Annotated in this window: 22 protein-coding genes; 13 read left to right on the top strand and 9 right to left on the bottom strand. The window is 69.7% G+C overall.

The window, feature by feature from the left end; all coding sequences use genetic code 11:
• Positions 1-41: 41 nt before the first annotated feature.
• Positions 42-608 carry a TetR family transcriptional regulator gene (locus ACW172_RS07645; protein ID WP_492034582.1) on the top strand — a complete coding sequence of 189 codons (567 nt, stop codon included), beginning with the start codon at positions 42-44 and terminating at the stop codon, positions 606-608.
• Between the two features lie 80 nt (positions 609-688).
• Here the strand turns inward: ACW172_RS07645 and ACW172_RS07640 are convergent, their stop codons facing one another.
• The 3 genes from ACW172_RS07640 to ACW172_RS07630 all read right to left on the bottom strand — a co-directional run bounded on the left by ACW172_RS07640 (position 689) and on the right by ACW172_RS07630 (position 3,820).
• A complete protein-coding gene (locus tag ACW172_RS07640; RefSeq protein ID WP_492034953.1) occupies positions 689-2,788 on the bottom strand; it encodes a protein-disulfide reductase DsbD family protein in 2,100 nt (699 codons plus the stop codon).
• 109 nt (positions 2,789-2,897) lie between these two features.
• On the bottom strand, positions 2,898-3,281 hold the full coding sequence (locus tag ACW172_RS07635; protein ID WP_492034581.1) for an OmpA family protein: 384 nt from the start codon (positions 3,279-3,281) through the stop codon (positions 2,898-2,900).
• 197 nt (positions 3,282-3,478) lie between these two features.
• Positions 3,479-3,820: a YMGG-like glycine zipper-containing protein gene (locus tag ACW172_RS07630; RefSeq protein ID WP_492034580.1), complete on the bottom strand. Its 342-nt coding sequence runs from the start codon at positions 3,818-3,820 to the stop codon at positions 3,479-3,481.
• Positions 3,821-3,997: 177 nt separating this feature from the next.
• Here ACW172_RS07630 and ACW172_RS07625 point away from each other — a divergent pair, with 177 nt between their 5' ends.
• The 3 genes from ACW172_RS07625 (at position 3,998) to ACW172_RS07615 (ending at position 6,343) form a co-directional block, all read left to right on the top strand.
• Positions 3,998-4,366: a hypothetical protein gene (locus tag ACW172_RS07625; RefSeq protein ID WP_492034579.1), complete on the top strand. Its 369-nt coding sequence runs from the start codon at positions 3,998-4,000 to the stop codon at positions 4,364-4,366.
• An 86-nt stretch (positions 4,367-4,452) separates the two neighbouring features.
• A complete protein-coding gene (locus ACW172_RS07620) occupies positions 4,453-5,472 on the top strand; it encodes a diacylglycerol/lipid kinase family protein (RefSeq protein WP_492034578.1) in 1,020 nt (339 codons plus the stop codon).
• A gap of 13 nt (positions 5,473-5,485) precedes the next feature.
• Positions 5,486-6,343, top strand: coding sequence for a metallophosphoesterase family protein (locus ACW172_RS07615; protein WP_492034577.1), 858 nt, complete (start codon positions 5,486-5,488; stop codon positions 6,341-6,343).
• Between the two features lie 96 nt (positions 6,344-6,439).
• Here ACW172_RS07615 and ACW172_RS07610 read toward each other — a convergent pair whose 3' ends face one another.
• From ACW172_RS07610 to ACW172_RS07600, 3 genes are all read right to left on the bottom strand, one after another.
• Positions 6,440-6,616, bottom strand: a complete 177-nt coding sequence (locus ACW172_RS07610) for a DUF1328 domain-containing protein (RefSeq protein ID WP_492034576.1) — start codon at positions 6,614-6,616, stop codon at positions 6,440-6,442.
• Between the two features lie 127 nt (positions 6,617-6,743).
• Positions 6,744-7,160: a hypothetical protein gene (locus tag ACW172_RS07605; protein ID WP_492034575.1), complete on the bottom strand. Its 417-nt coding sequence runs from the start codon at positions 7,158-7,160 to the stop codon at positions 6,744-6,746.
• Positions 7,160-7,537, bottom strand: coding sequence for a glycine zipper domain-containing protein (locus ACW172_RS07600; protein ID WP_492034574.1), 378 nt, complete (start codon positions 7,535-7,537; stop codon positions 7,160-7,162). The genes ACW172_RS07605 and ACW172_RS07600 overlap by 1 nt, the downstream gene beginning before the upstream one ends.
• 146 nt (positions 7,538-7,683) lie before the next feature.
• Between ACW172_RS07600 and ACW172_RS07595 the strand changes: the two genes are divergently transcribed.
• The 4 genes from ACW172_RS07595 (at position 7,684) to mutS (ending at position 12,768) form a co-directional block, all read left to right on the top strand.
• On the top strand, positions 7,684-8,352 hold the full coding sequence (locus ACW172_RS07595) for a fumarylacetoacetate hydrolase family protein (protein WP_492034573.1): 669 nt from the start codon (positions 7,684-7,686) through the stop codon (positions 8,350-8,352).
• Positions 8,353-8,359: 7 nt separating this feature from the next.
• Positions 8,360-8,989: a maleylacetoacetate isomerase gene (gene maiA, locus ACW172_RS07590; RefSeq protein WP_492034572.1), complete on the top strand. Its 630-nt coding sequence runs from the start codon at positions 8,360-8,362 to the stop codon at positions 8,987-8,989.
• Positions 8,990-9,087: 98 nt separating this feature from the next.
• The gene (locus ACW172_RS07585) at positions 9,088-9,990 is read left to right on the top strand and encodes an aldo/keto reductase (RefSeq protein WP_492034571.1); all 903 of its coding nucleotides are present in this window, start codon (positions 9,088-9,090) and stop codon (positions 9,988-9,990) included.
• A gap of 84 nt (positions 9,991-10,074) precedes the next feature.
• On the top strand, positions 10,075-12,768 hold the full coding sequence (gene mutS / locus ACW172_RS07580; RefSeq protein WP_492034570.1) for a DNA mismatch repair protein MutS: 2,694 nt from the start codon (positions 10,075-10,077) through the stop codon (positions 12,766-12,768).
• 15 nt (positions 12,769-12,783) lie between these two features.
• Here the strand turns inward: mutS and ACW172_RS07575 are convergent, their stop codons facing one another.
• Positions 12,784-13,608 (bottom strand): CAP domain-containing protein, encoded by an 825-nt coding sequence (locus tag ACW172_RS07575; protein WP_492034569.1) that lies wholly within the window; start codon positions 13,606-13,608, stop codon positions 12,784-12,786.
• Between the two features lie 183 nt (positions 13,609-13,791).
• Between ACW172_RS07575 and glnD the strand changes: the two genes are divergently transcribed.
• From glnD to ACW172_RS07550, 5 genes are all read left to right on the top strand, one after another.
• Positions 13,792-16,500, top strand: coding sequence for a [protein-PII] uridylyltransferase (glnD, locus tag ACW172_RS07570; protein ID WP_492034568.1), 2,709 nt, complete (start codon positions 13,792-13,794; stop codon positions 16,498-16,500).
• Positions 16,501-16,543: 43 nt separating this feature from the next.
• Positions 16,544-18,145, top strand: a complete 1,602-nt coding sequence (murJ, locus tag ACW172_RS07565; protein WP_492034567.1) for a murein biosynthesis integral membrane protein MurJ — start codon at positions 16,544-16,546, stop codon at positions 18,143-18,145.
• Positions 18,146-18,213: 68 nt separating this feature from the next.
• Positions 18,214-19,269, top strand: a complete 1,056-nt coding sequence (trpS, locus tag ACW172_RS07560) for a tryptophan--tRNA ligase (protein ID WP_492034566.1) — start codon at positions 18,214-18,216, stop codon at positions 19,267-19,269.
• A gap of 70 nt (positions 19,270-19,339) precedes the next feature.
• A complete protein-coding gene (locus tag ACW172_RS07555) occupies positions 19,340-20,032 on the top strand; it encodes a GNAT family N-acetyltransferase (protein WP_492034565.1) in 693 nt (230 codons plus the stop codon).
• A 16-nt stretch (positions 20,033-20,048) separates the two neighbouring features.
• On the top strand, positions 20,049-20,513 hold the full coding sequence (locus ACW172_RS07550; RefSeq protein WP_492034564.1) for an OsmC family protein: 465 nt from the start codon (positions 20,049-20,051) through the stop codon (positions 20,511-20,513).
• A 16-nt stretch (positions 20,514-20,529) separates the two neighbouring features.
• On the opposite strand, the gene ACW172_RS07545 is transcribed toward ACW172_RS07550, so the two are convergent.
• Positions 20,530-21,441, bottom strand: a complete 912-nt coding sequence (locus tag ACW172_RS07545) for an NAD(P)/FAD-dependent oxidoreductase (protein WP_492034563.1) — start codon at positions 21,439-21,441, stop codon at positions 20,530-20,532.
• Entirely contained in the window at positions 21,431-21,910 is a 480-nt protein-coding gene (locus tag ACW172_RS07540; protein ID WP_492034562.1) for an Rrf2 family transcriptional regulator, read from the bottom strand. Before ACW172_RS07540 ends, ACW172_RS07545 begins: the two co-directional genes overlap by 11 nt.
• Positions 21,911-21,983 lie beyond the last annotated feature (73 nt).

The raw sequence follows: 21,983 nt of genomic DNA, 5'->3' as shown, positions 1-21,983 counted from the left end.
GGTTTTGTGTCAGTGACTGTCAATATGAAGGATCGCCAGCCGTGCCGAAAGATCGGGGAGACGTCCGCCGCCGCCTGCGGGAGGCGGCTCTCGAGCTGTTTTACGCAAAGGGCTATGAGGGGACCACGGCCGCCGAAATCGCGGCGTGCGCCGGTGTCACGGAGCGCACCTTCTTCCGCTACTTCCCGGACAAGCGCGAAGTCCTGTTCAACGAGGCCGAAATGGGCGCGAGACTGGAAACCGCCATCGCGGCGGCCCCGCCCACGCTTGGTCCGATCGAGGTCGTCGTGTGGGCGTTCCAGTCGCTGGCGCCGATGTTCGAGGAAAACCTCCCGTTGGCGGAGCCGGGTCAGGCGGTGATTGGACGAACCCCTGCTCTTCAGGAGCGCCAACTCGCCAAATCCGCTTCGCTCACCCGCATGATAGCGGAGGCGTTGCAGCGACGTCAGATCGAGCCCGGGCTTGCGGGTCTCGCCGCGGCTGCAGGCATGGCCGTGACCAGTCATGGTTTGCAGACCTGGGGCCAGACTCCATCGACGCCCCTCGTCAGGCATCTTGAGATGGCGTTTCGGGCGCTGAAGGAACTGTCCGGGCCAGGGCCGCTATAGACGCGGACGTCAGGACTTTCGGCCACCCGGCGTCGGAACAGGCCCCAGACCGGCTTTCAACCGCTGTTCAGCGCCAGCCCTCACTTCAACGCCTCCACCACCACCCCCTCGGTCAGCAGTTGCGGCAGCACCTCCGGCTCCGCCTTCCCCGGCCGGTAGACCAGATACAGCGGCACCCCCGACCGTCCGTGGCGCTCCAGCTCCCGGGTGATGGCGTCGTCGCGGCGGGTCCAATCGCCCTCGAGGTAGAGCGCGTTCGCTTCCCGCAGCGCCTTCGCTGTGACCGGCGAGGACAGGGCGGTGCGTTCGTTGATCTTGCAGCTGACGCACCAGTCGGCGGTGAAGTTGACCAGGACCGGGCGGCCCGAGGCCAGCGCCGCCTGAACCTTCGCCTCGGACCAGGCGTCGGCGGGGAGTGCGGCGGGGGCCGAGGTCCGCGCCACGACGTGCTCCCCCGTCTGGCCCGCGCACCCGGTCAGGATCACCGCGAAGGCGACCAGCCCCCAACCGTAGACGGTCGTCCACGGGAGGCGGCGCGACACGCCCAGAATGAACAGGCCGAAGGCGGCGACCACGCAGGCGTTGACCAGCATCATGGCCGCAGGGAAGTTGGTCTGCCGCCAGAACACCCAAACCAGCCACAGGGCGGCGGCGTACATCGGCACGGCCAGCCAGCGCTGAAGCAGCACCATCCAGCGGCCGGGCCTGGGCAGTCTCGCCAGCAGTCCCGGCGACAGGCTGACCGCCAGATAGGGCAGGGCCAAACCCAGACCCAGCATCAGGAAAACGATCATGGCCATGGGCGCGGGCATCACCAGAGCCGCGCCCAGGGCGAAGGCCATGAAGGGCGCCGTGCAGGGGGCCGCGACCACCACGGCCAGCACCCCGGTGAAGAAGGCTCCCGTGCCGCCGGGCAGGCGAGACAGGGGCGACGATCCGCCGAGGGATTGCAGCCGGGCCCCGACCCCGAACACGCCGGACAGATTGAGCGCCACGGCCAGCATCAGGACGGCGAGGGCCGCCACCACCGCCGGGGACTGAAGCTGGAAGCCCCAGCCGACCGCCTGCCCGCCGGCGCGCAGGACCAGCAGAACGGCGGCGAGGACGGCGAAGGAGACCAGCACCCCGATCGTGAAGGCAATCCCGTCGCGGCGCGCCTCGGCCGGTTCGTGGGCCGATCGGGTCAGGGCCGCCGCCTTCATGGCCAGCACCGGGAAGACGCAGGGCATCAGATTGAGGATCAGCCCGCCCAGAAGGGCGAAGGCGGCCGCCTTGAGCAGGTCGAGCGGGCCGGTCTTCGCCGGGCCTTGCGCCTGACCGAAGGCGTCGGGGGTGGGTTCGAGCGAGCCGGAACCTGTCGAGCCCGGCAGGGCGGGGCCGGGGGTCGCGGTAATCTCCCAGCTGCCCAGATCGGTCGACAGGACGCCGGAGATGGGACCTGTAAGGCCCTTTTCCTTGAGGTCGCGGCCGGGGGCGAGGGTCAGGGTCAGGCCGTTCGGGCCGCGCTGGCCGAACTGGGCGGCGGCGTGGTCGATGACATCGCCCTCGAACGGGAAGAAGGAGGCCTGTTTGGGGGTCAGGCCATTCAGGGGACCGCCGGTGAGGCTCAGAGTGAGACTGCCGTTGTTCAGGGCCGCATGGGCGGTGATCCCGGCGGGGCGCGGTGCGGTCTCGACCACCGTCTGGATGCGGCGGCCGGTCGCTCCGGCGAGGGGCGCGGCGCCCTCGCGGATCGGCAGGTCCAGCCTCAGGGTCAGGGGGTCGGGCACGCACATCTCGGCGCTGCAGACCAGAAAGACGGCGCGGACGGTCAGGGGGATCGTGGTTCCGGGTTTCGCCTCGGCCGGGATCTCGATCGGGACGGGCAGGAAGACCTCGCCCTCATAGCCATAGTTGGTCAGGCCCGCGAGCCGCTGGCGCTGCGGCAGGGGCCAGACGATGTCGCCGGCCGTGACATGGGCGGGCAGGGTCCAGCTCAGGGTCGTCGGTCCGCCCGAGTCGCCCGGATTGCGCCAGTAGGTGTGCCAGCCGGGTTGGAGGGTCTGTTTGACCGCGACCACGGCCGTCGACCCCGGCGCGGCCCAGGCCGACATGGGGACCAGCTCGGCCTCGATCCGCTCGGTCTTCTGCGGACCGGAGGGCGCCTGTGCGCAAGCCGGGGCTGACGCCGCCCCCGCCATCAGGGCCAGACTCAGCAGGAGAGTTTTCAGAAGACGCAACGGCAGGGGCCCGGACGGTGAAGGACCGACCTATAACCTCTGCCGCGTCAGAGTCCTATTTGGGGGCTCTCTATCTGGGGCTGGCGTCGACGACGACCTCGGTGCGCCGCCGCAGCGGTTCGCGCACGCCCGGCGCCGCGACCGCGCCCTCGTCGCCCGCCGCGCCCACCTCGAAGGCCGGCGCGGGCCAGCCGGCCGCCGCCAGGGCCTCCGCCACCGCCGTCGCCCGCCGTTCCGACAGGCTCTGGTTGGCCTCGGCGCCGCCCCGGGCGTCCGCCAGACCCAGAACCTTCACGCTTTTGATGGCGCAGCCCTGCAGCTGGGTCGCGGTCAGCCCGATCGCCTGTCTGGCCGGCTCCGTCAGCCGCGCCTCGCTGTCGGCGAAATAGATCTCGAACCGCTTCGGCGCGCACGTCGCCGGCGCCGCCACGACCTGCGACCGGTCATGGAACATGCCCCTCGCCGTCTCGCACCCGGACACCAGAAGCCCCGCCCCCGCGATCGCAACCGCCAAATACCGCCTCGCCATCCCGATCCCCTCGTCCACCGGCATACCGCCGTTCAAAATTCGCTTCCCGGCGCGAAAAAGGGCGGCCCGCAACGCGAACCGCCCTGTTCCCGCTCTACCGCCCTTTGGACGGTCAACGAGTCCTAGTAGCGGCGCTGGCCGTTTTCCCAATAGCACTCGGTCTGACGGTTATCGTAGCAGTAGTAATAGGCGCCGCCGTTGTCGCGGTAGCGCTGCTGGTTGGCGCGGTCCTGGTTGGAGCCGCGGATCGCGCCGACGGCGCCGCCGGCGAGGCCGCCGATCAGGGCGCCGGTGGCCGCATTGCCGCTGCCGACATTGTTGCCGATGATGGCGCCGGCGACGGCGCCGAGGCCGGCGCCGACAGCGCCTTGGCGCACGGTTTCATTGGTGCCGCCGTATGGGTCGCTGGCGCAGGCCGAAGCCATAAGACCGGCGGCGCCGATGGCGATGAGTGCCTTCTTCATGGGTATGATCCCTTCATCCCGGTTGGCTCGAGAGCGAGCCTGTTGTTCGCCCCGGGGGGGAGAACGCTGGATTATGGCACAGGTTCCCGCCTATGCGGCTTCTCGACGATCGATTAGGTTGGTCGGGCGGCGTCGCGGAGTTCGACGCTCGCAAAGAGTAGGTTGGAGGGGTCTGACATGCGTTTTCCTGAAGTGGTCCGGAATGCGGACGATACGGGCCACAGCCCGGTGTGGGCGCGCAGCAAGCGCAAGCGTGGGCCGGGGGCAGGTCCGTTCATCGGCTTCCTGGTCACCCTGCTGGCCCTGTTCGGCGCCCTGACCGGCGTGATGGCGATCAAGGAACGGTCTGTCGCGGCCGGCGGCGCGGTCATCGACGGCTGGATCTCGACCGGCGTCCAGGCGGCGCTCAAGGCCGTGGGCAAGGCTCCGGCCGCCGCCACGGTCGCCGCCGACAAGGCTGGCGACACGGCCGAGAAGACCGGCGACGCCCTGAAGGCCGGCGCCGCAGAGACCGCCCAGGAACTGAAGCCCGCTCCGGCCCACTAAGGCCCTCGGCAGGGCGGCCGAACACCGCATCGACGGAATAGTGACGCTTGCCCGGAACGTCGGCTGCGGCTGGACGTTCGGGCGGTATGACCGACACCCTGATCCAGAGCGGCGCGACCGGTTCCGGCTCCGCGCCCCAGACTGAACCGCCCGCCCCGGACGCGGTGCCCGTCTCCGACGCGGCCATGGCGGAGGCGGCTGAAGCCGTCGTCCGCGCGCTGACGCCGCACGTCGAGATCAGACGCGTCGTCGTCCTGGTCAATCCGGCTTCGGGATCCGTCGGCCCCCGCGCCGCGGGCGAGGTTGAAGCCATTCTGGCGGACTACCCCCTCGAGGCCGAGGTGGTGTCGCTGGAGGGCGGCCATTTCGACGCCCAGATCGAAAAGGCCCTGACCTCCGATCCCGACGTCCTGTTCGTTCTGGCCGGTGACGGCACGGCGCGGGCGGTGGCCTCGCGGGCCGGTCCGAAGGGACCGCTGGTCGCCCCCCTTCCCGGCGGCACGATGAACATGCTGCCCAAGGCGCTCTATGGCACCGCCGACTGGAAGCTGGCCCTGCGCAAGGCGCTGGAGGAGGGCGCGCCGCAATGCGTCTCGGGCGGAACGGTGGAGGGCCAGGACTTCTACTGCGCCGCGATTCTCGGCTCGCCCGCCCTGTGGGCGCCGGCGCGTGAGGCCATGCGGTCCGGCAAACTGTCCCTGGCCTGGGCCTACGGGCGCCGCGCCCTGCGCCGCGCCTTCACCGGACGGCTGCGCTTCTCGCTGGACGGCGGCGCCAAGGGCAAGACCGAGGCCCTGGTCCTGATCAGCCCGATGATCTCCCGCGCGCTCGACGAGCCCGTCGGGCTGGAGGCCGCCGCCATGGACCCGACCGACACCGGTCAGGCTTTCCGTCTGGCCGCGACGGCCCTGTTCAGCGACTGGCGTCAGGACGCCTCGGTCACGACGAAGCCCGCCCGCAAGATCGAGGTCTGGGCCCGGTCGAAGATTCCCGCCGTCATCGACGGCGAGCCGACCCTTCTGCCGCACGAAACCAAGGTGACCTTCATCCCCAAGGCCTTCCAGGCCCTTGCGCCCCATCCGCCGGCGGCGGAAGACAGCGTATGACGAGAACCCCGCCTTGAGCGCCGGCCGCCTGATCCAGTTTTCCGACGTCCATTTCGGCGTCGAACACCGGCGCGCCTGCGCCGCCGCGCTGGACTATGCCCACGCCACGCCAAGCGACCTGATCCTGATCACCGGCGACGTGACCCAGAAGGGTCTGCCCGATGAGTTCAAGGCCGCGGGCGACTGGATCCGGGCCATGCCCGAGCCGCGCTTCGTCGTCGTCGGCAACCACGACGTCCCCTATTACAGCGCCATGGCGCGGCTGTTCTGGCCCTGGCGCGCCTTCGAGGCGGCGACCGGCCATCCGGCGCACGACGGGGAATTCAAGCGCGACAATCTGATGGTCCGGGGCGTGACCACCGCGCGCGGCTGGCAGGCCCGGCTGAACTGGTCCAAGGGCGTCATCGATCTGGACCAGACGCGGCGCGCCGCCGCCGCCCTGCGTCAGGCGCCGGTCGGCGCCCTGCGCATCCTCGCCTGCCACCATCCGCTGATCGAGATGATCGGCACCCCGATGACCGGGGACGTGAAGCGCGGCGACGCCGCTGCCGAAATCTTCGCCGAGGCCGGGGTCGATCTGATCATGACCGGCCATACCCACATCCCCTTCGCCCTGCCGATCGACCTGACCGACCGCTGCTCCTACGCGGTCGGTTGCGGGACCCTGTCGCACCGCGAGCGGGGAACGCCGCCCAGCTTCAACCAGCTGGAATGGGATGCGAAGGAGATCGTGGTCACGGCCATGGCCTGGGACGGTTCGGCCTTCGCGCCCAGCCGGACCTGGCGTCTGCCGCGCCGTCAGGACACCCGCAACCCCGAGACCGCGCCCGACCCCGGCGTCGCAGGCCAGAAGGAGAAGGCGGCGGTCTGAACCAGGCCGTCGTCTTCGCACGCCGATCTTCACGCACGAAAAAGCCGCCGCCCTTTCGGACGGCGGCTTCTGTTCGACCAGCGTTCAAGCGCCGGTCTAGATTCGGGTTCCGCGCCCGCGCAGACCGCCCGCGACCAGGGAGATCAGGAACAGGACAACGGCGACGATCGCGACGAACTTGGCGATCTCGAAGGACATGCCGGCGATGCCGCCGAAGCCCAGAACGGCAGCGACGAGCGCCACGACGAAGAAGATGATAGCCCAACGAAGCATGACGGCCTCCAGTAGAGAAGGGGTTGAAACGTTTGATGATCTGGGCGCCACCTGAACCGGCGCCGCTCGCTTCATCAACGCGTCTCAACTCCGACTGTTCCGTCGAGGTCGAAGACTCTCCCTGGTCTTAACGCCTTCTGCGGCCGTAGCCGCGGCTTTCCATCCGCTTCTCGGTGATCATGCTGGCGGCGATCGCGGCGAGGGCCGGATTGCGCAGCAGGAAGAAGAGAATGCCCAGACCGCCGGCTGCGCCGAGGATCGGACGCTCACGCAGGAGGTGCACCGCCTTCTGGGCGAAGCTTTCCGGTTCGTCGTCGTCCTCATCATCATCGTGATGACCACCGCCGGCGTTCAGGAACACCACGGCGATCAGGGCGGTGATCGCCCCGAAGACGGCGAAGGTGATCGCCGCCGCGCCGAGGGCGGGCAGAACCAGACACAGCGCGTAGAAGAGCGTGGCCCCCAGAGCGATCACGGCCACGAAGGCGCTGGCCGCGGCGGCGAAGCCGGCGACCAGCTTTTTAACCAGCCCCTTGCCGATCATCAGCGGCGACGACCGGCCAGCAGGAGGCCGAGCACGACGCCGACGCCGAGGGCGATGGCCGTCGACTGGACCGGACGCTCCTGCACGCGCTCGGTGATGTAGCGCTGGGCTTCGTCGAAGCGGTCGGAGGCTTCGTCATAGTATTCGCGGCCACGCACGCGGGCGCTGTCGTAATAGCCCCGGGCCTGTTCGCGCAGGACCTCGGCCTTTTCGCGCACCACGGCCTCGGCCTCGGCCGAGCGGGCCTTCAGACGCTCCTGGGCCTCGGCGGCCTTTTCCTTCAGACGCGCGGTCTCCTCGCGGGCGCCGGTCTTCAGGTCTTCCTTCAGGGTCTTGAGGTCGTTCTTGATGTCTTCTCGAGCCTTGGTCGTGGCCATGTCGCGCGCTCCGGTGGTCAGCTTGGCTGTAAATAGAGGTACCTGCCGCTGAACGCTACATCTTCGCGAGAGTTCCGGCCGTTTCGCCGCACCGCAGCATGGGATTGCGGATGACGCTGGAGATTCCGCGTCCTAGAACGGAGGCCATGACCGACTGGCTGTTCGAACCCGCCCCGACCCCCTCCCTGCCCATCGTCGGCGAGGCCCGCAGATTTCCGGTGCGCCGCATCCTGTGCGTGGGCCAGAACTATGCGGCCCATGTGCGCGAAATGGGCGGCGACGCGACGCGGCCGGCGCCCTTCTTCTTCTCCAAGCCCGCCGACGCGCTTGTGACGGACGGCAAGGATCCGGCTTATCCGTCGGCGACGACCAACCTGCATCACGAGGTCGAGCTGGTGGTGGCCATTGGCGAAGGGGCCGAGCCCATCGGCTGGGCCGTCGGCGTCGATTTGACCCGCCGCGATCTCCAGGCCCTGGCCAAGGAGAAGGGCCGGCCGTGGGACGCGTCCAAGGGCTTCGACCAGTCGGCGCCCTGCGGTCCGATCACCCTGGGCGACCTGCCCCGACCGATGGGGACCATCAGCCTGTCGGTCAACGGCGTGGCGAAACAGTCGGGATCGCTGGACGACATGATCTGGAACCCGCACGAGATCGTGGCAAAGGCCGGGGAGCTGTGGACGCTCCAGCCCGGCGACCTGATCTTCACCGGCACGCCCGAGGGCGTCGGCCCCCTGGTCCCGGGCGACCGGGTCGAGGCCGCCATCGAAGGCCTGACGACCCTGACCTTCACCGTCGCCCCCGCGCTGAAAGGCTGAGGCGGCCGTGATCCTGCACTCCTACTGGCGGTCCGGCGCCGCATACCGGACCCGCATCGCCCTGAATGTGAAGGGGCTGGAGTACGAACAGGTCGACGTCGATCTGCGTCAGAGGGCGCACAAGTCCGACGCCTATCTGGCGCTCAATCCGCAGGGAATGGTCCCGGCGCTGGAGGTCGAGGGCGCCGTCCTGACCCAGAGCGTGGCCATTCTGGAATGGCTCGAGGAGGCTTATCCCGAGCCCGCCCTGCTGCCCGTCGCTCCGCTGGAGCGCGCCCGGGTCCGGGCCATGGCGGCGGTCATCGGCTGCGATATCCATCCGCTGAACAATCTGAGGGTCCTCGGCGCCGTGCGCGGCCTGGGCGCCGATCAGGCCGGAGTGGACGCTTGGGCGGGCGGCTGGATCACCGCAGGATTCGATGCGCTCGAGCAGATGGTCGCGGCCGACGGCGCCGGCTGGAGCTATGGCGCGACCCCGACCCTGGTCGACTGCTATCTGATTCCCCAACTCTATTCGGCGCGCCGGTTCAACCTCGACCTCGCCCCGTGGCCCAAGCTTCTGGCGGTCGAACAGGCGGCCGAAACCCATCCGGCCTTTATCGCGGCCCACCCGGACAAACAGCCCGGCGCGGACTGAATTTCCTGAAGATTTCCGGCCTATCGCCGGTCCGCAGGTAAGGTTCCGGCAACTTCCGGGTCAGCCTCCCTTAAACTTTGTGGTGCAAGGGTCTTCGGGTGAAGCCTCTTCCCGCACAGACCCCCGCCGGCAAATTGGCCATGGCGGTCGTCACCGACCCTGAAAGGGGTCTGGGCGCCGTCGCGACCGCGCCTGTCGGCGCGCGCGAGGAGGCCATGCGCTTCCTGCTTCAGACCGCCGCCGACGGCGGAATCAACACCGTCGCCACCCGTCCCGACCGCGACGGCGAACGGCTGTTGGGTCAGGCCTGGCCCTTCCCTTCGCCCTTCCGCGTCACCGTGCGCACCGTTTCCCTCTCTGAAGGTCTGGACCGGGTCGAGGCCCGCGCCCGCCGGTCTCTGGAACGCATGGGTCTGCCACGCGGCGACACCCTGCTCGTCTCCAACGCCGCCGATCTGGCCGGGGCCGAGGGCCGCGCCCTGTGGGACCGGATGAAGGCGCTCAAGGATCGCGGCCTGTACCGCCGCATCGGCTTCTGCGCGACCATGGAGGACGGCCCGGCCCTGCTGGCCCGCCGCTACCAGCCCGACGTCGTTCAGATGCCCTGCAATCTTCTGGACCAGCGTCCGGTGACCGAAGGGGTCCTGTCGGACCTCGCCGGCATGGACATCGACGTCCACATCTCCTCCGTCTTCGCGCGCGGCCTGCTGTTCGCCAGCCGGGAAAACCTGCCGCCGCATCTGGCCGAGCACGGTCCCGCCCTGTCGCGCGTGCGCCGCAGCCTGGCCGAGGCGCGTGTCGATCCGATGCAGGCCGCCCTCGCCTTCGCCCTGAACCTGCCGCCGGCCGCCTGTGCGGTGGCCAGCGTCGCCTCGGCGGCCGAACTGCGGGCCATCCTGGCCGCCTCCTGCGCCCCCAAGCCCGATCTGGACTGGGAGACCCTCGCCCTGTCCGAGCCCGCGGCCCTCAGCGCCCGGGCTCCGATCAGCGCCGCGGCCTGACGCGAACAAGTCCGCCCCTGACTTCGGAATGGGTTGAGAGATGACTTGAGACGGGGCGCCTGATCCGTCACCCTGTGCGTTCGCATGAACGCTCCCCTCGCTCACCCCCCGCAACCCGCCTCTACCGAAGGCGTGACCCCCGTCATGGGCCAGTATCTGGCCGCCAAGGCGGCGCAGCCGGACGCTATCGTCTTCTTCCGCATGGGCGACTTCTACGAGCTGTTCTTCAAGGACGCCGAGATCGCCTCGGCCCTGCTGGGCATCACCCTGACCAAACGCGGCAAGCATCAGGGCGAGGACATCCCCATGGCCGGGGTCCCGGTCCACGCCATGGACGGCTATCTGGCGCGGCTGATCCGGGCCGGCCAGCGCGTCGCCATCTGCGACCAGATCGAAACCCCGGCCGAAGCGAAGAAGCGCGGCTCCAAGGCCATCGTGGCGCGCGACATCGTCCGGGTGGTCACCCCCGGCACGCTGACCGAGGATTCGCTGCTGGAGGCGCGGGGCGCCAACCGGCTGGCGGCCGTGGCCATCCGCAAGGGCCGCGCCGCCGTCGCCGTGGTCGAACTGTCGGCCGGTGCGGTGGATTCGGTCGCCTGCGCGCTCGAGGACCTGGCCGCGACGCTCGCCGCCTTCCGCCCGTCCGAGGTGCTGGTTCCGGACAAGCTCTTCTCCGACGACGCTGTGCGGCCGGCGCTGGACGGCTCGGGCGGGGTGGTTCAGGCCATGGCCTCGGCGGTCGCCGAGCCCGCCGCCGCGCGCGACCGAGTCGAGCGGCTGTACGGCGTCGCCTCGCTGGACGGTTTCGGCGCCTTCGAGGAGGCCGAGGTCTCGGCTCTGGGTCTGGTCGCCGCCTATCTGGAGACGACGCAGGCGGGCAAGGTTCCGGCCCTGACCCCGCCGCGCCGTTCGGGCGAGACGGGCTTCCTCGCCATCGACCCGGCGACGCGTCAGTCCCTCGAGATCGACCGCACCCAGCGCGGGGAGCGCGAGGGCTCGCTGCTGGCCTGTCTGGATCGCACCGTGACCTCGGGCGGGGCCCGGGCCCTGGCCGAGCGGATTTCGCGGCCCCTGCGCGATCCGCTGGCCATCAACGAGGGTCTGGACGCGGTCGAATGGCTGCTGGAACGGCGTGACCTGCGCCGCGACCTGCGAGACTCATTGCGCGCCTCGGCCGACGTCGCCCGGGCCGTGTCGCGGCTGGCGCTGGGGCGCGGCGGACCGCGCGATCTGGCGGCCATCCGTTCGGGTCTGGCCATCGCCGAGGGCATCGCCGGACTGTTCGTGGTTCCCGCCAATCCGCTCAGCGCCCCGCCCCGGCGCATCCTCGGCTGCCTCGACCGCCTGACCCTGTCGCCCGATCTGGGCCGGCTGAAGATCGATCTGGCCGAAGGGCTGATTGAGGAGCCGCCGCATCTGGCGCGCGACGGCGGCTTCGTCCGTCCCGGCTTCCGGCCCGAGCTGGACGCGGCCCGCACCCTCCGCGACGACAGCCGCCGCGTGGTCGCGGACCTCGAGGCCCGCGCCGTCGCCGAGTCAGGCGTGCCGTTCAAGATCAAGCACAACGCCGTCCTCGGCTATTTCCTCGAGACCACCGCCAAACACGCCGAACCCCTATTCCGGGCTGGTCCCGAGAGCCCCTACATCCACCGCCAGACCCTGGCGGCTCAGGTGCGTTTCACGACCGTCGAACTGTCGGAACTGGACGCGAAGATCAGCCAGGCGGGCTTCCGGGCGCTCGCCATGGAGGGCGAAACCTTCGAAGGCTGGCGCCAGACGGTGCAGCGTCTGGCCCAGCCGCTGCAGGCCGTTGCAGACGCCCTCGCCGAACTGGACGCCACCTCGGCCCTCGCGGAGTGGGCCGAAGAGGTCGGGGCGGTCAGACCCACCGTCGATTCCAGCACGGTCTTTGAGGTTCAGGCCGGACGCCACCCGGTGGTCGAGGCCGCGGTCAAGAAGGCGGGCGACCCCTTCACCCCCAACGACTGCCGTCTGGACGGCGCGCCGATCAAGGGTCCGGGCTCCTGCGCCCGCCTGTCGATCGTCACCGGACCCAACATGGCCGGTAAGTCGACCTTCCTGCGCCAGAATGCCCTTCTGGTGATCCTGGCCCAGGCCGGGTCCTTCGTGCCCGCCCGATCGATGCGGTTGGGCGTGGTCGATCGGCTGTTCTCACGCGTCGGGGCCGGGGACGATCTGGCGCGCGGCCGCTCCACCTTCATGATGGAGATGGTCGAGACCGCCGCCATCCTGACCCAGGCGACGCCGTCGAGCTTCGTGGTTCTGGACGAGATCGGGCGCGGCACCGCCACCTATGACGGCCTGGCCATCGCCTGGGCCTGCGCCGAGGCCCTGCACGAGACCAACCGGTCCCGGACCCTGTTCGCCACCCACTATCACGAGCTGGCGCGGCTGGAGGAGCGGCTCGACCACGTCTCCAACCTGTCGATGGTGGCCCGGGAGTGGAACGGAGAGCTGATCTTCCTGCACGAGGCCGCGCCGGGCGCCGCCGACCGCTCCTACGGGGTGCAGGTGGCGAAACTGGCCGGGGTGCCGCCGTCGGTGGTCGCCCGCGCCCGCTCGGTTCTGGACCGGCTGGAGGCCGAAAAGGCCGCCAACGACAAGCTGGACGACCTGCCCCTGTTCGCGGTCGCCGAACCGCCGCCTCCGCCGATGAAGTCGATCGTTGACGAGGCGGTCGCGGCGCTCGATCCCGACGCCATGACCCCGCGCGAGGCGCTGGAGGCTCTCTATCGTCTGAAGGCCCTGAAGGCCTGAATCTGAAGGGTTGAACTAGTGCCGTTTGATCGGCGCATAGCCGTAGTCGATGACGCACATGTGGTTGAACACCGCATGGGGACCGCAGCTGACGCCGGCGCGGACATAGCCGTCGCGGAACAGGTTCACCCGGTGGCCCCGGTCGGCGATGTTGTCATCAACCAGCAGCTGGATGATGACCTCACGCGCGGTGTCATAGCCGTAGGAGATATTCTCCCCGCCGTAGGGATCGCCGCCGCGCCGGGCGACGCGGGTCGCGAAGTCCCAGCCGTCCGAGCCATAGTGGCCGATGAAGCCTGAAGGCCCCTGATCCGCGACATGGTCACCGGCCGTCAGGGCCAGGATCAGGTCGGGCTCCAGCGGGTCCATCGGCTTCTGGCGGCGCAGGAAGGCGATGGCCTCGTCGACGGCCGCCACGCCTTCACGGGTCTGGATGTTGATGCGACCCGGGCGGACGACGATGTCGCCCCGGAACTGGGCCCGGTACTCCTGCAGCACAGCGATATAGCCCAGAGGATCGGACCGCATCAGGTTCATCTCGGCCAGGACCTCGCGCGACAGCTGGGCGTCACCGCCAGCTGGACCGTAGCCCGCCGCCGCCATGGCCATGCCGTTCGACCAGGTCTCGCGCCGCAGGTCGGCCCGGATCGTCGCGGGAGCCTCGCCCGAGGGCGGGCTGGAGGCGGCATGAGCGGGCGGGGCCGGGGCCGCCGGAGCCGGGGCCGTCCGTCCGCCGCCCGATCCATCACCATCGCCATCCCACGCGAGGGCGCGCGCGGGCGCGTCGAGGCTCGACGCCACGACAGCCAGAACTGCGAGGAGGACGAGGCGCGGGGTCAAAAAGGCTCCGGGAAACAGTGTTCCCGAACCCTGCCCCAAGCGCGGAAAAGACTCCAGCGGCCTCCCCGCGTTGGCGAACAGGCGCGGCGCCCGCGCCACACCGGGGGCTTTCCCCGATTGACATGTCGCCCGAGTACGGCAGACGAGACGGGCCGCCGTGGGGCGCCTATATTGGCCCGGCCGATGACCGCCGTTCCCCTCACCCCGACCCGGACCCCGCTCGACGATCGCCTCGACGCCCTCGTCGGTGGCCCGGACATGCGTGCGGGCGTCGCCGCCGCCCTGAAGGCCCACTATGACGCCGCGCGCGAGAAGATCGCGGCCCGGCTGGCAGGCGGTCTGGGCGGGGTCGAGGTCGCACGCCAGTACAGCGCCGCCGCCGACGAGATCCTGATCGCCCTGTGGCGTTTCACCTCCGAGACCCTCTATCCGTCGCACAATCCAACCGAGGCCGAAAAGCTGACCCTGATCGCCGTCGGGGGATACGGGCGCGGGGTGCTGGCGCCCTTTTCCGATCTGGACCTGCTGTTCCTGAGGCCGTGGAAGACCACCGCCCGGACCGAGACGGTCGCCGAGTTCGTCCTCTATGTCCTGTGGGACCTGGGGCTGAAGGTCGGGTCGGCTGCCCGGTCGGTCGACGAATGCCTGGCCCTGTCGCGCACCGACATGACGGTGCGCACCGCCCTGCTGGAGGGCCGCTGGCTGGCCGGTGACCGGCATCTGGCCGAGGACTTCCTGTGGCGCTTCCGGGGCACGGTGACCAATGCCGATCCCCGCCCCTTCATCGCCGCCAAGCTGGAAGAGCGTCAGGCGCGTCACACCAAGGCGGGCAATGTCCGCTATCGCGTCGAGCCCAACATCAAGGACGGCAAGGGGGGTCTTCGCGACCTCAACACCCTGTTCTGGATCGCCCGGGCCCTGGCCCCCGAAAGCCCCTTGGGCGCCGCCGTCCTCAACGACCTGCTGACCCCGCGCGAGCGCCGCACCTTCGAGGAGGCCTTCGACTTCCTCTGGCGGGTGCGCTGCCACCTGCATCTCATCGCGGGCCGGGCCGAGGAGAAGCTGACCTTCGACCTGCAGCCCGAGGTGGCGCGGCGGATGGGCTGGCGTGGGCGTGGCGACGAGCCGGCGGTGGAACGGTTCATGCGCCGCTACTTCCTGGTCGCCCGCGACGTCGGCGCCCTGACCCGGGCGATGAGCGCGACCCTGGAGGCGCGTCAGCAGAAGAACACCCTCAGCCTGTCGCGGCTGATCCCGGGGCGAAAGCGCAACCTCGGCGTGCCGGGCTTCATCGAGGACGGAGGCCGGCTGTCGGTCGATAGCGCCCAGGTCTTCGTCGACGATCCGGTCAAGCTGCTGACCCTTTTCGTGACTGCCGACCAGCACGACCTCGACCTGCACCCCCACGCCTTCTCGGCGGTGACCCGGTCGCTGGGGCTGGTGACGCCGAAGCTGAGGCGCGATCCGCGCGCCACCGCCGCCCTGCTGCACATCCTCGCCCATGGCCAGAGACCTTACCGGGTCCTGACCATCATGAACGAGACCGGTCTGCTCGGCCGATTCCTGCCCGAATGGGGTCGGATCGTCGGCCAGACCCAGTTCAACATGTACCACGCCTATACGGTCGACGAGCACAGCCTGCAGGCCATCGGCATCATCAACGACATCTTTCGGGGCAAGCTGAAGGATGAGCATCCGCTGTCGTCCTCAACCATCCACCTGATCGCCGACCTCGAGGTGCTGATGCTGGCCATGCTGCTGCATGACGTCGGCAAGGGCGGCGAGCGCGGCCAGCTTGAGGACGGGGCCATCGCGGCGCGTCGGGCCTGTGAGCGGCTGGGCGTCGATCCGCGCCGGATCGAGTTGGTGGTCTGGCTGGTCAGGAACCACCTGGCCATGTCCGACTACGCCCAGAAACGCGACACCTCCGATCCCCAGACCATCCGTGACTTCGCCGAACTGGTCGGCGATCCGGAGCGGCTGCGCCTGCTGCTGGTCCTGACCGTCGCCGACATCCGCGCCGTGGGGCCGGGCGTCTGGAACAACTGGAAGGGCCAGTTGATCACCGCCCTCTATACCCGGGTCGAGGCCCTGTTCCGGGGCGAGGACGTGGATGTGATCGACCCCCTGGCCGAGCACGCCGCCCTGATCGCCCGGGCCTTCGAGGCCGGGGCCGCCGCCGAATGCCGTCAGGGGCCGGGCCGGATCGAATCCACCACCGAGATCGCGCTCGCCGCCCGCGACCGGCCGGGCCTGTTCGCCGACCTGACGGCCGTGCTGGCCGCCGCCGGCGCCGACGTCACCGGCGCCCGGGTCGCCACCGCCGCCGACGGCACGGTGCTGGACGTGTTTCAGGTTCAGGACGGCGCCGACGCCCCCTATGGCCAGGCCGAACCACGCCGCCTGAAGACTTTGGTCGCCGCGCTGGAAGCCACCGCCCGGGGCGAGACGCCCGTCGAGGCGCCCGCGATGCCCGCGTCGACGCCGCGCCGCGCCGTCTTCGACGTCCGGCCCGTGGTCATGATCGACGCGGGGGCCAGCGAGACGGCGACGGTGATCGAGGTCTCGGGCGCCGACCGGCCGGGCCTGCTGGCCGAGCTGTCGCGCACCCTGACCGATCTGGACCTGTCGATCCGCTCGGCCCACGTCGCCGGCTTCGGCGAGCGGGCGGTCGACAGCTTCTATGTGGTCGACCGAAAGGGCCGGAAGGTCTTCTCCGAAATGCTGCTGAACGAAATCCAGTCGGCGCTCGAGGCCGTACTGGAACGGGCCCCCGCAGCGCCTCAGGGACGCGCCATCATGGCCGCCCGCGCCAGCGCCCGCGACGTCTCCGATCTCAATCGCCCGATCCGCCGCGCAAAGGACGTTTCGTCGCAGGCGGAACCGCGCTAAGCGCTGGAAATACCCGCCCTTCTGCGGGACCGGATCTCCCCGCATGAGCCTGGCTCGCAATACGATCGTCCAGTCCACCCTGACGCTGGGGAGCCGCGTCCTCGGCTTCGCCCGCGACCTGGCCCTGTCGGCCCGCTTCGGCCAGGGGCCGATGATGGACGCCTGGGCGACGGCGATCATGCTGCCCAACCTGTTCCGCCGCCTGTTCGCCGAGGGCGCTTTCGCCCAGGCCTTCGTGCCCATCTACGGCGGGGTCCGCGCCTCGGACGGCGAGGAGGCGGCGGCAGTGACGGCGTCGGAGGCCCTGTCCTTCATGTTCGCCGTGGTCACCGGTTTCTGCATCGTGATGCAGATCGCCATGCCCTGGATCATCCCGCTGCTGATGTCGGCCTACAAGGGGCGGCCGGACGTGCTGACCGTGGCCGTGACCGCGACCCAGCTGGCCATGCCCTATCTGGCCTGTATGACCATCGCCTCCCTGCTGTCGGGCGTGCTCAACACGGGCGGGAAGTTCGCCCTGTCGGCGGGCGTGCCTGTCGCCCTGAACGTCTGCACCCTCTTCCCGCTGCTGGCCCCGACCTTCATCCCCTCGATGACCCAGCCGGAAACCCTGCTGGCCGTCACGGCGGCGGTGACGGTGTCCGGCCTTGTCCAGGCGGGTCTCCTGTGGTGGGGCGTGCGACGTCTGGGCGTGAAGCTGAAGATTTCGGTGCCGAAACTGACCGCCAGCGTGAAGAAGACCCTCGCCCTGGCCATTCCCGGCGCCATGGCCGGCGGGGCGCTTCAGTTGAACTCTGTCGTCAGCCAGGTCCTGACCGGGTCGGACGCGGGCGCCCGTTCGGTGCTCTACAACGCCGACCGCCTCTATCAGCTGCCGCTGGGTCTCGTCGGCGTCGCCATCGGCCTGGCCCTCGTCCCGCGCCTGACCAAGGCCTTCGTCCAGGGCGACCATGAGGGCGGGCAGAAGACGCTGGACGACGGCATCAACCTGGCCATGGCCTTCACCCTGCCGGCCGCCGTGGCCCTGTTCGTCATCCCCTATTTCATCATCGATTCGACCGTGACCCGCGGCGCCTTCACCCACGCCGACGCGGCCCGCACCGCCGACACCCTGCGCCAGTTCGCCTGGGGCGTGCCCGCCTTCGTCCTCGCCAAGGTCCTGACCCCGCCCTTCTTCGCCCGGATGGATACCCGCCGGCCGATGATCTTCGCCGTGACCTCGGTGGTCATCACCGTGGTGCTGGGCGCCGGCCTGTTCTTCTGGTTCTCGCACATCGGGGTCGACGGGGTTCTGGGTCTGGCCATCGCCACCAGCGTCTCGGCCTGGATCAACGTCGCCCTGCTGTGGGGCACCCTGATCCGCGAGAAGGCCTGGTCGGCCTCGGCCAGCTTCATATCACGCATCTCGCGGGTGCTGGCGGCCAGTGGTGTGATGGCGGCCCTGCTGCTGGCGGCGGGGATCTTCTATCCCGAACTCAGCAAGCTGTTCCTCGCCAAGGAGATCGCGGTCCTGATCGTCTGCGGGGCCGGAGCGGTGGTCTACGGCGCCTGCCTGTTCCTCTTCCGGGCGGTCACCCCCGCCGAGCTCAAGGCGGTCCTGCGTCGCGAACCGGGCGCCCCGGTCTCAGGCGGCGGGCTGGACTAGGGGTTTTGTCGTATTCAGCCGGGTCGGGGAACTTGCTCTCTCCGCCCGGCTGGGGCATCTGCGAGCCCATGTCCGACGCTGCGCCCGCCTCCTCCGCTCCCACCTCCGAATACGCCGGTCCGCGGCGGGTGCTCTCGGGCATCCAGGCCTCGGGCGCCCTGCATCTGGGCAACTATCTCGGCGCCCTGAAGCGCTTCACCCAGCTGCAGGATCAAGGGGCGCCCTGCTTCCTGTTCGTCGCCGACCTGCACGCCATCACCGTCTGGCAGGACCCGGCCCTGCTGACCGCCCAGACGCGCGAGATCGCCGCCGCCTATCTGGCCTCGGGCCTCGATCCGGCGAAGTCGGTCATCTTCCCGCAATCGGCCGTGCGCGCCCATGCGGAGCTGGCCTGGGTCTTCAACTGCGTCGCCCGCCTCGGCTGGCTGGACCGGATGACCCAGTTCAAGGAGAAGTCGGGCAAACACAAGGAACGCTCGAGCGTCGGCCTGTACACCTATCCGGTGCTGCAGGCGGCCGACATCCTGCTCTACAAGGCCACCGAGGTGCCGACCGGCGAGGACCAGAAACAGCATCTGGAACTGACCCGCGACATCGCCCAGAAGTTCAACTCCGACTTCAATGTTCCCGGCTTCTTCCCCCTGCCCGAACCCCTGACCCAGGGACCGGCGCCGCGGGTGATGAGCCTGCGTGACGGCTCGGCCAAGATGTCCAAGTCCGACCCGTCGGACCAGTCGCGCATCAATCTGACCGACGACGCCGACGCCATCGCCGGCAAGATCAGGAAGTCCAAGACGGACATGGGCGTCATGCCAGAGGTCGGCGAGGCGCTGGACGACCGGCCCGAGGTCAAGAACCTGATCTCCATCTACGCTGCCTTGTCGGACCAGACCAAGGACCAGGTCACCGCCGAGTTCGCCGGTCAGGGCTTCGGCGCCTTCAAGCCGCGCCTGGCCGATCTGGCCGTCAGCGCCATGGCGCCGATCACCGCCGAGATGCGCCGCCTGATGGCCGACCCCGCCGAGATCGACCGCGTCCTCAAGGACGGCGCCGACCGCGCCGCCGCCATCGCCGACCCGGTGGTGGATGAGGTCAAGACAATCGTCGGATTCTGGCGGGCCTGAGGCCCGGCGGTTTCCGGACATCGGATTCGCGAAGGCGGCTGACGGCGGCGCTTCCCGGCGCTAGATCGGCATGACCATGTCCCATCCGCTCGACCGCACGACCTGGAACGCCCTGACCGGCCGGTTGAAAGCCTATGCGCTGGGTGACGACCATGCCGTCAGGCTCGATCCCGACCTCGGCGTCTTTCTGGCGGCGCGGGACGACAGCGCCGAAAGCCGGGCCTGCCTGAACGCCCTGGCCGCCCGCTATCCCGGCTCGGGCCTCGTCGAGCTGGAGGGCTCGGCGATGGAGAATGTCCTGCCCGACCAGCCGGTGGTCAGCCGTAGTCCCTGCGTCCAGATGACCTGCAGCGCCCTGACGACGTCCGGAGCGCCCGAGGTCGCGTTCGGGGCGCTGGGGCCGGACGACGCCGCCGAAATGCTGGCGCTCGCCACCCTGACCAAGCCGGGCCCCTTCCGAAGCCGGACCCAGGAACTGGGCGGTTTCGTCGGTGTGAAGCGCGATGGAAAACTGATCGCCATGGCCGGCAACCGGCTGCGGGTCGAGGGCTTCACCGAACTCAGCGGCGTCTGCGTCCATCCCGATTTCCGGGGACAGGGTCTTGCCGGCGCCCTGTCGCGGGTCGTCGTGGCGCGCATTCTGGAGACCGGGGAGCAGGCCTTCCTGCACGCCTATGCGGGCCATGAGGCGACGATCCGGCTGTATCGCTCGTTGGGCTTCGACGTGCGGACGCGGGTCACCTATACGGTTCTGGCCGGTTAAGCTTGAGAGGTCACCGATGAGCGCGCACCACACCACCGTTGAATGGAAACGCGATGGTCAGGTCTTCATCGACAAGAAATATTCCCGCGCCCACATCTGGACCTTCGACGGCGGCGCCGTGGTCAAGGGTTCCTCGGCCCCCGAGAGCGTGCCGGTTCCCATGTCCGACATCACCGCCGTGGACCCCGAAGAGGCCATGGTCGCCTCCCTGTCCAGCTGCCACATGCTGTGGTTCCTGGCCTTCGCCGCCGGCGACGGCTTCGTGGTCGACCGCTATGTCGACGAGGCCTCGGGCATGCTGGGCAAGAACGCGGGCGGTCACCGCTACATGAACCGGGTGACCCTGCGCCCCATCACCACCTTCTTCGGCCCCGCCCCCACGCAGGCTGAACTCGACGCCCTGCACCACGCCGCCCACGAACACTGCGAAATGGCCCATTCGGTCCGGGCCGAGATCGTAGTCGAGGCGAAGATCGGCTAGCGCTCAGGCAAGGCGCCTAAAACCCCCCGATCTCCTCCGCGATCAGGGAGCGGTGCAGGGCGATCCCGGCCATGACGCCGGAGGCCGAGGCCAGGGTCAGGTTCGACATCGTCGCGGCCGTGTCTCCCGCCGCGAAGACGCCCGGCACCGTCGTCTGCTTCATCTCGTCGACGCGAATGATATGGCCCATAGGGGTCTCGTCCACCGCACAGCCGAGGCTCTCGGCCATGGGACCGGGTTGGCGCAGGCGCGGGCCGACGAAGATTGCCTTCAGCGGGACCAGCCGCCCGTCGGCCAGCCGCGCCCCGGTCAGGGTCGGCGCCTCCCCCTCCAGCCCCACGACGGGTTCGCGCTCGATCGTGACGCCGCGCTTCGCCAGCTTCGTCGTCTCTTCCGCGTCGGGCGTCAGGGCGCCGTTCAGGAACAGGGTGACCTGACCCCAGTCGGCGACCATCAGGGCCTGATGCACGGACAGGGGCCCGGCCCCGAGCACGCCCAGCGCCCCGCCGCCGATCTCGAAGCCGTGGCAGTAGGGACAATGCAGGGCTGTGCGGCCCCAGCGCTCGCCCACGCCCGGCAGTTCGGGCAGATCATCGACCACGCCGTGGGCCAGCAGCAACCGACGGCCCGAGGTGGTGGAGCCGTCCTCGAGCGTGATCTCGAAGCCCCCGTCGACGGCCCGGGCCGCCGTGGCCTCGGCCATGCGGAAGGCCGCGGTCGGATAGGCGGCGACCTGGGCCCGGGCCTCGGCGGCGATGTCGGAGCCAGGGCGTCCGTCCATGGCCAGGATCCCGTGGGCGCGGGCGGCGAAGCGGTTGCGGCGACGGCCGTCGTCGATGACCAGCACACGGCGGCGCGCGCGAACCAGCTGCATCGCCGCCGACAGGCCGGCGTAGGAACCGCCGATGATCACGGCGTCATGAGGCATTGGGGCTTCCATGGTTGATTCCCTTGTGCGGATGGGCCGCCATCCGACGGCGGAAGTCATCGGCCAGATCGGCGAGGGTCACCTCGGCCAGCCGCGCGACCAGAAGGGCGTTGGCGGCCGCATGGGCCTCGGCCAGGGCGTCGGTCACCGCCGCCTCGACCAGACAGCCCTCGTGATCCACCAGTTTCGGGGTGGCCAGAAGCGTGGTCTCGCCCAGCGCCTCGGCCACCTTGAGCAGGGTGACCTCCTTGAGGTCCCGCGCCAGCCGCCAGCCGCCGCCGTGACCCCGCTCCGAGGTGACCAGACCCATTTCACGTAGCCCCGCCATGGTCCGGCGCACCACCACCGGATTGGTGGACAGGCAGGCGGCCAGCATTTCCGACGTCATCGGGGCGCCGGTCGCGGCCTGATGGTCGGCCATGTGCAGCAGGGCGTGCAGGGTGTTGGACAGTCGATCATCGCGCTTCATGTAACTTCAATTGTTACGTGACAGCCTGGCCGTCAAGACGGCGATGGAAGTTTCTTTTCCGGAGCTTCAGATG

The sequence above is a fragment of the Brevundimonas sp. ALps5 genome (assembly GCF_058681645.1).
Note: the sequence above shows the minus strand (reverse complement) of the source record. Positions and strands in the feature narration are given on the sequence as shown.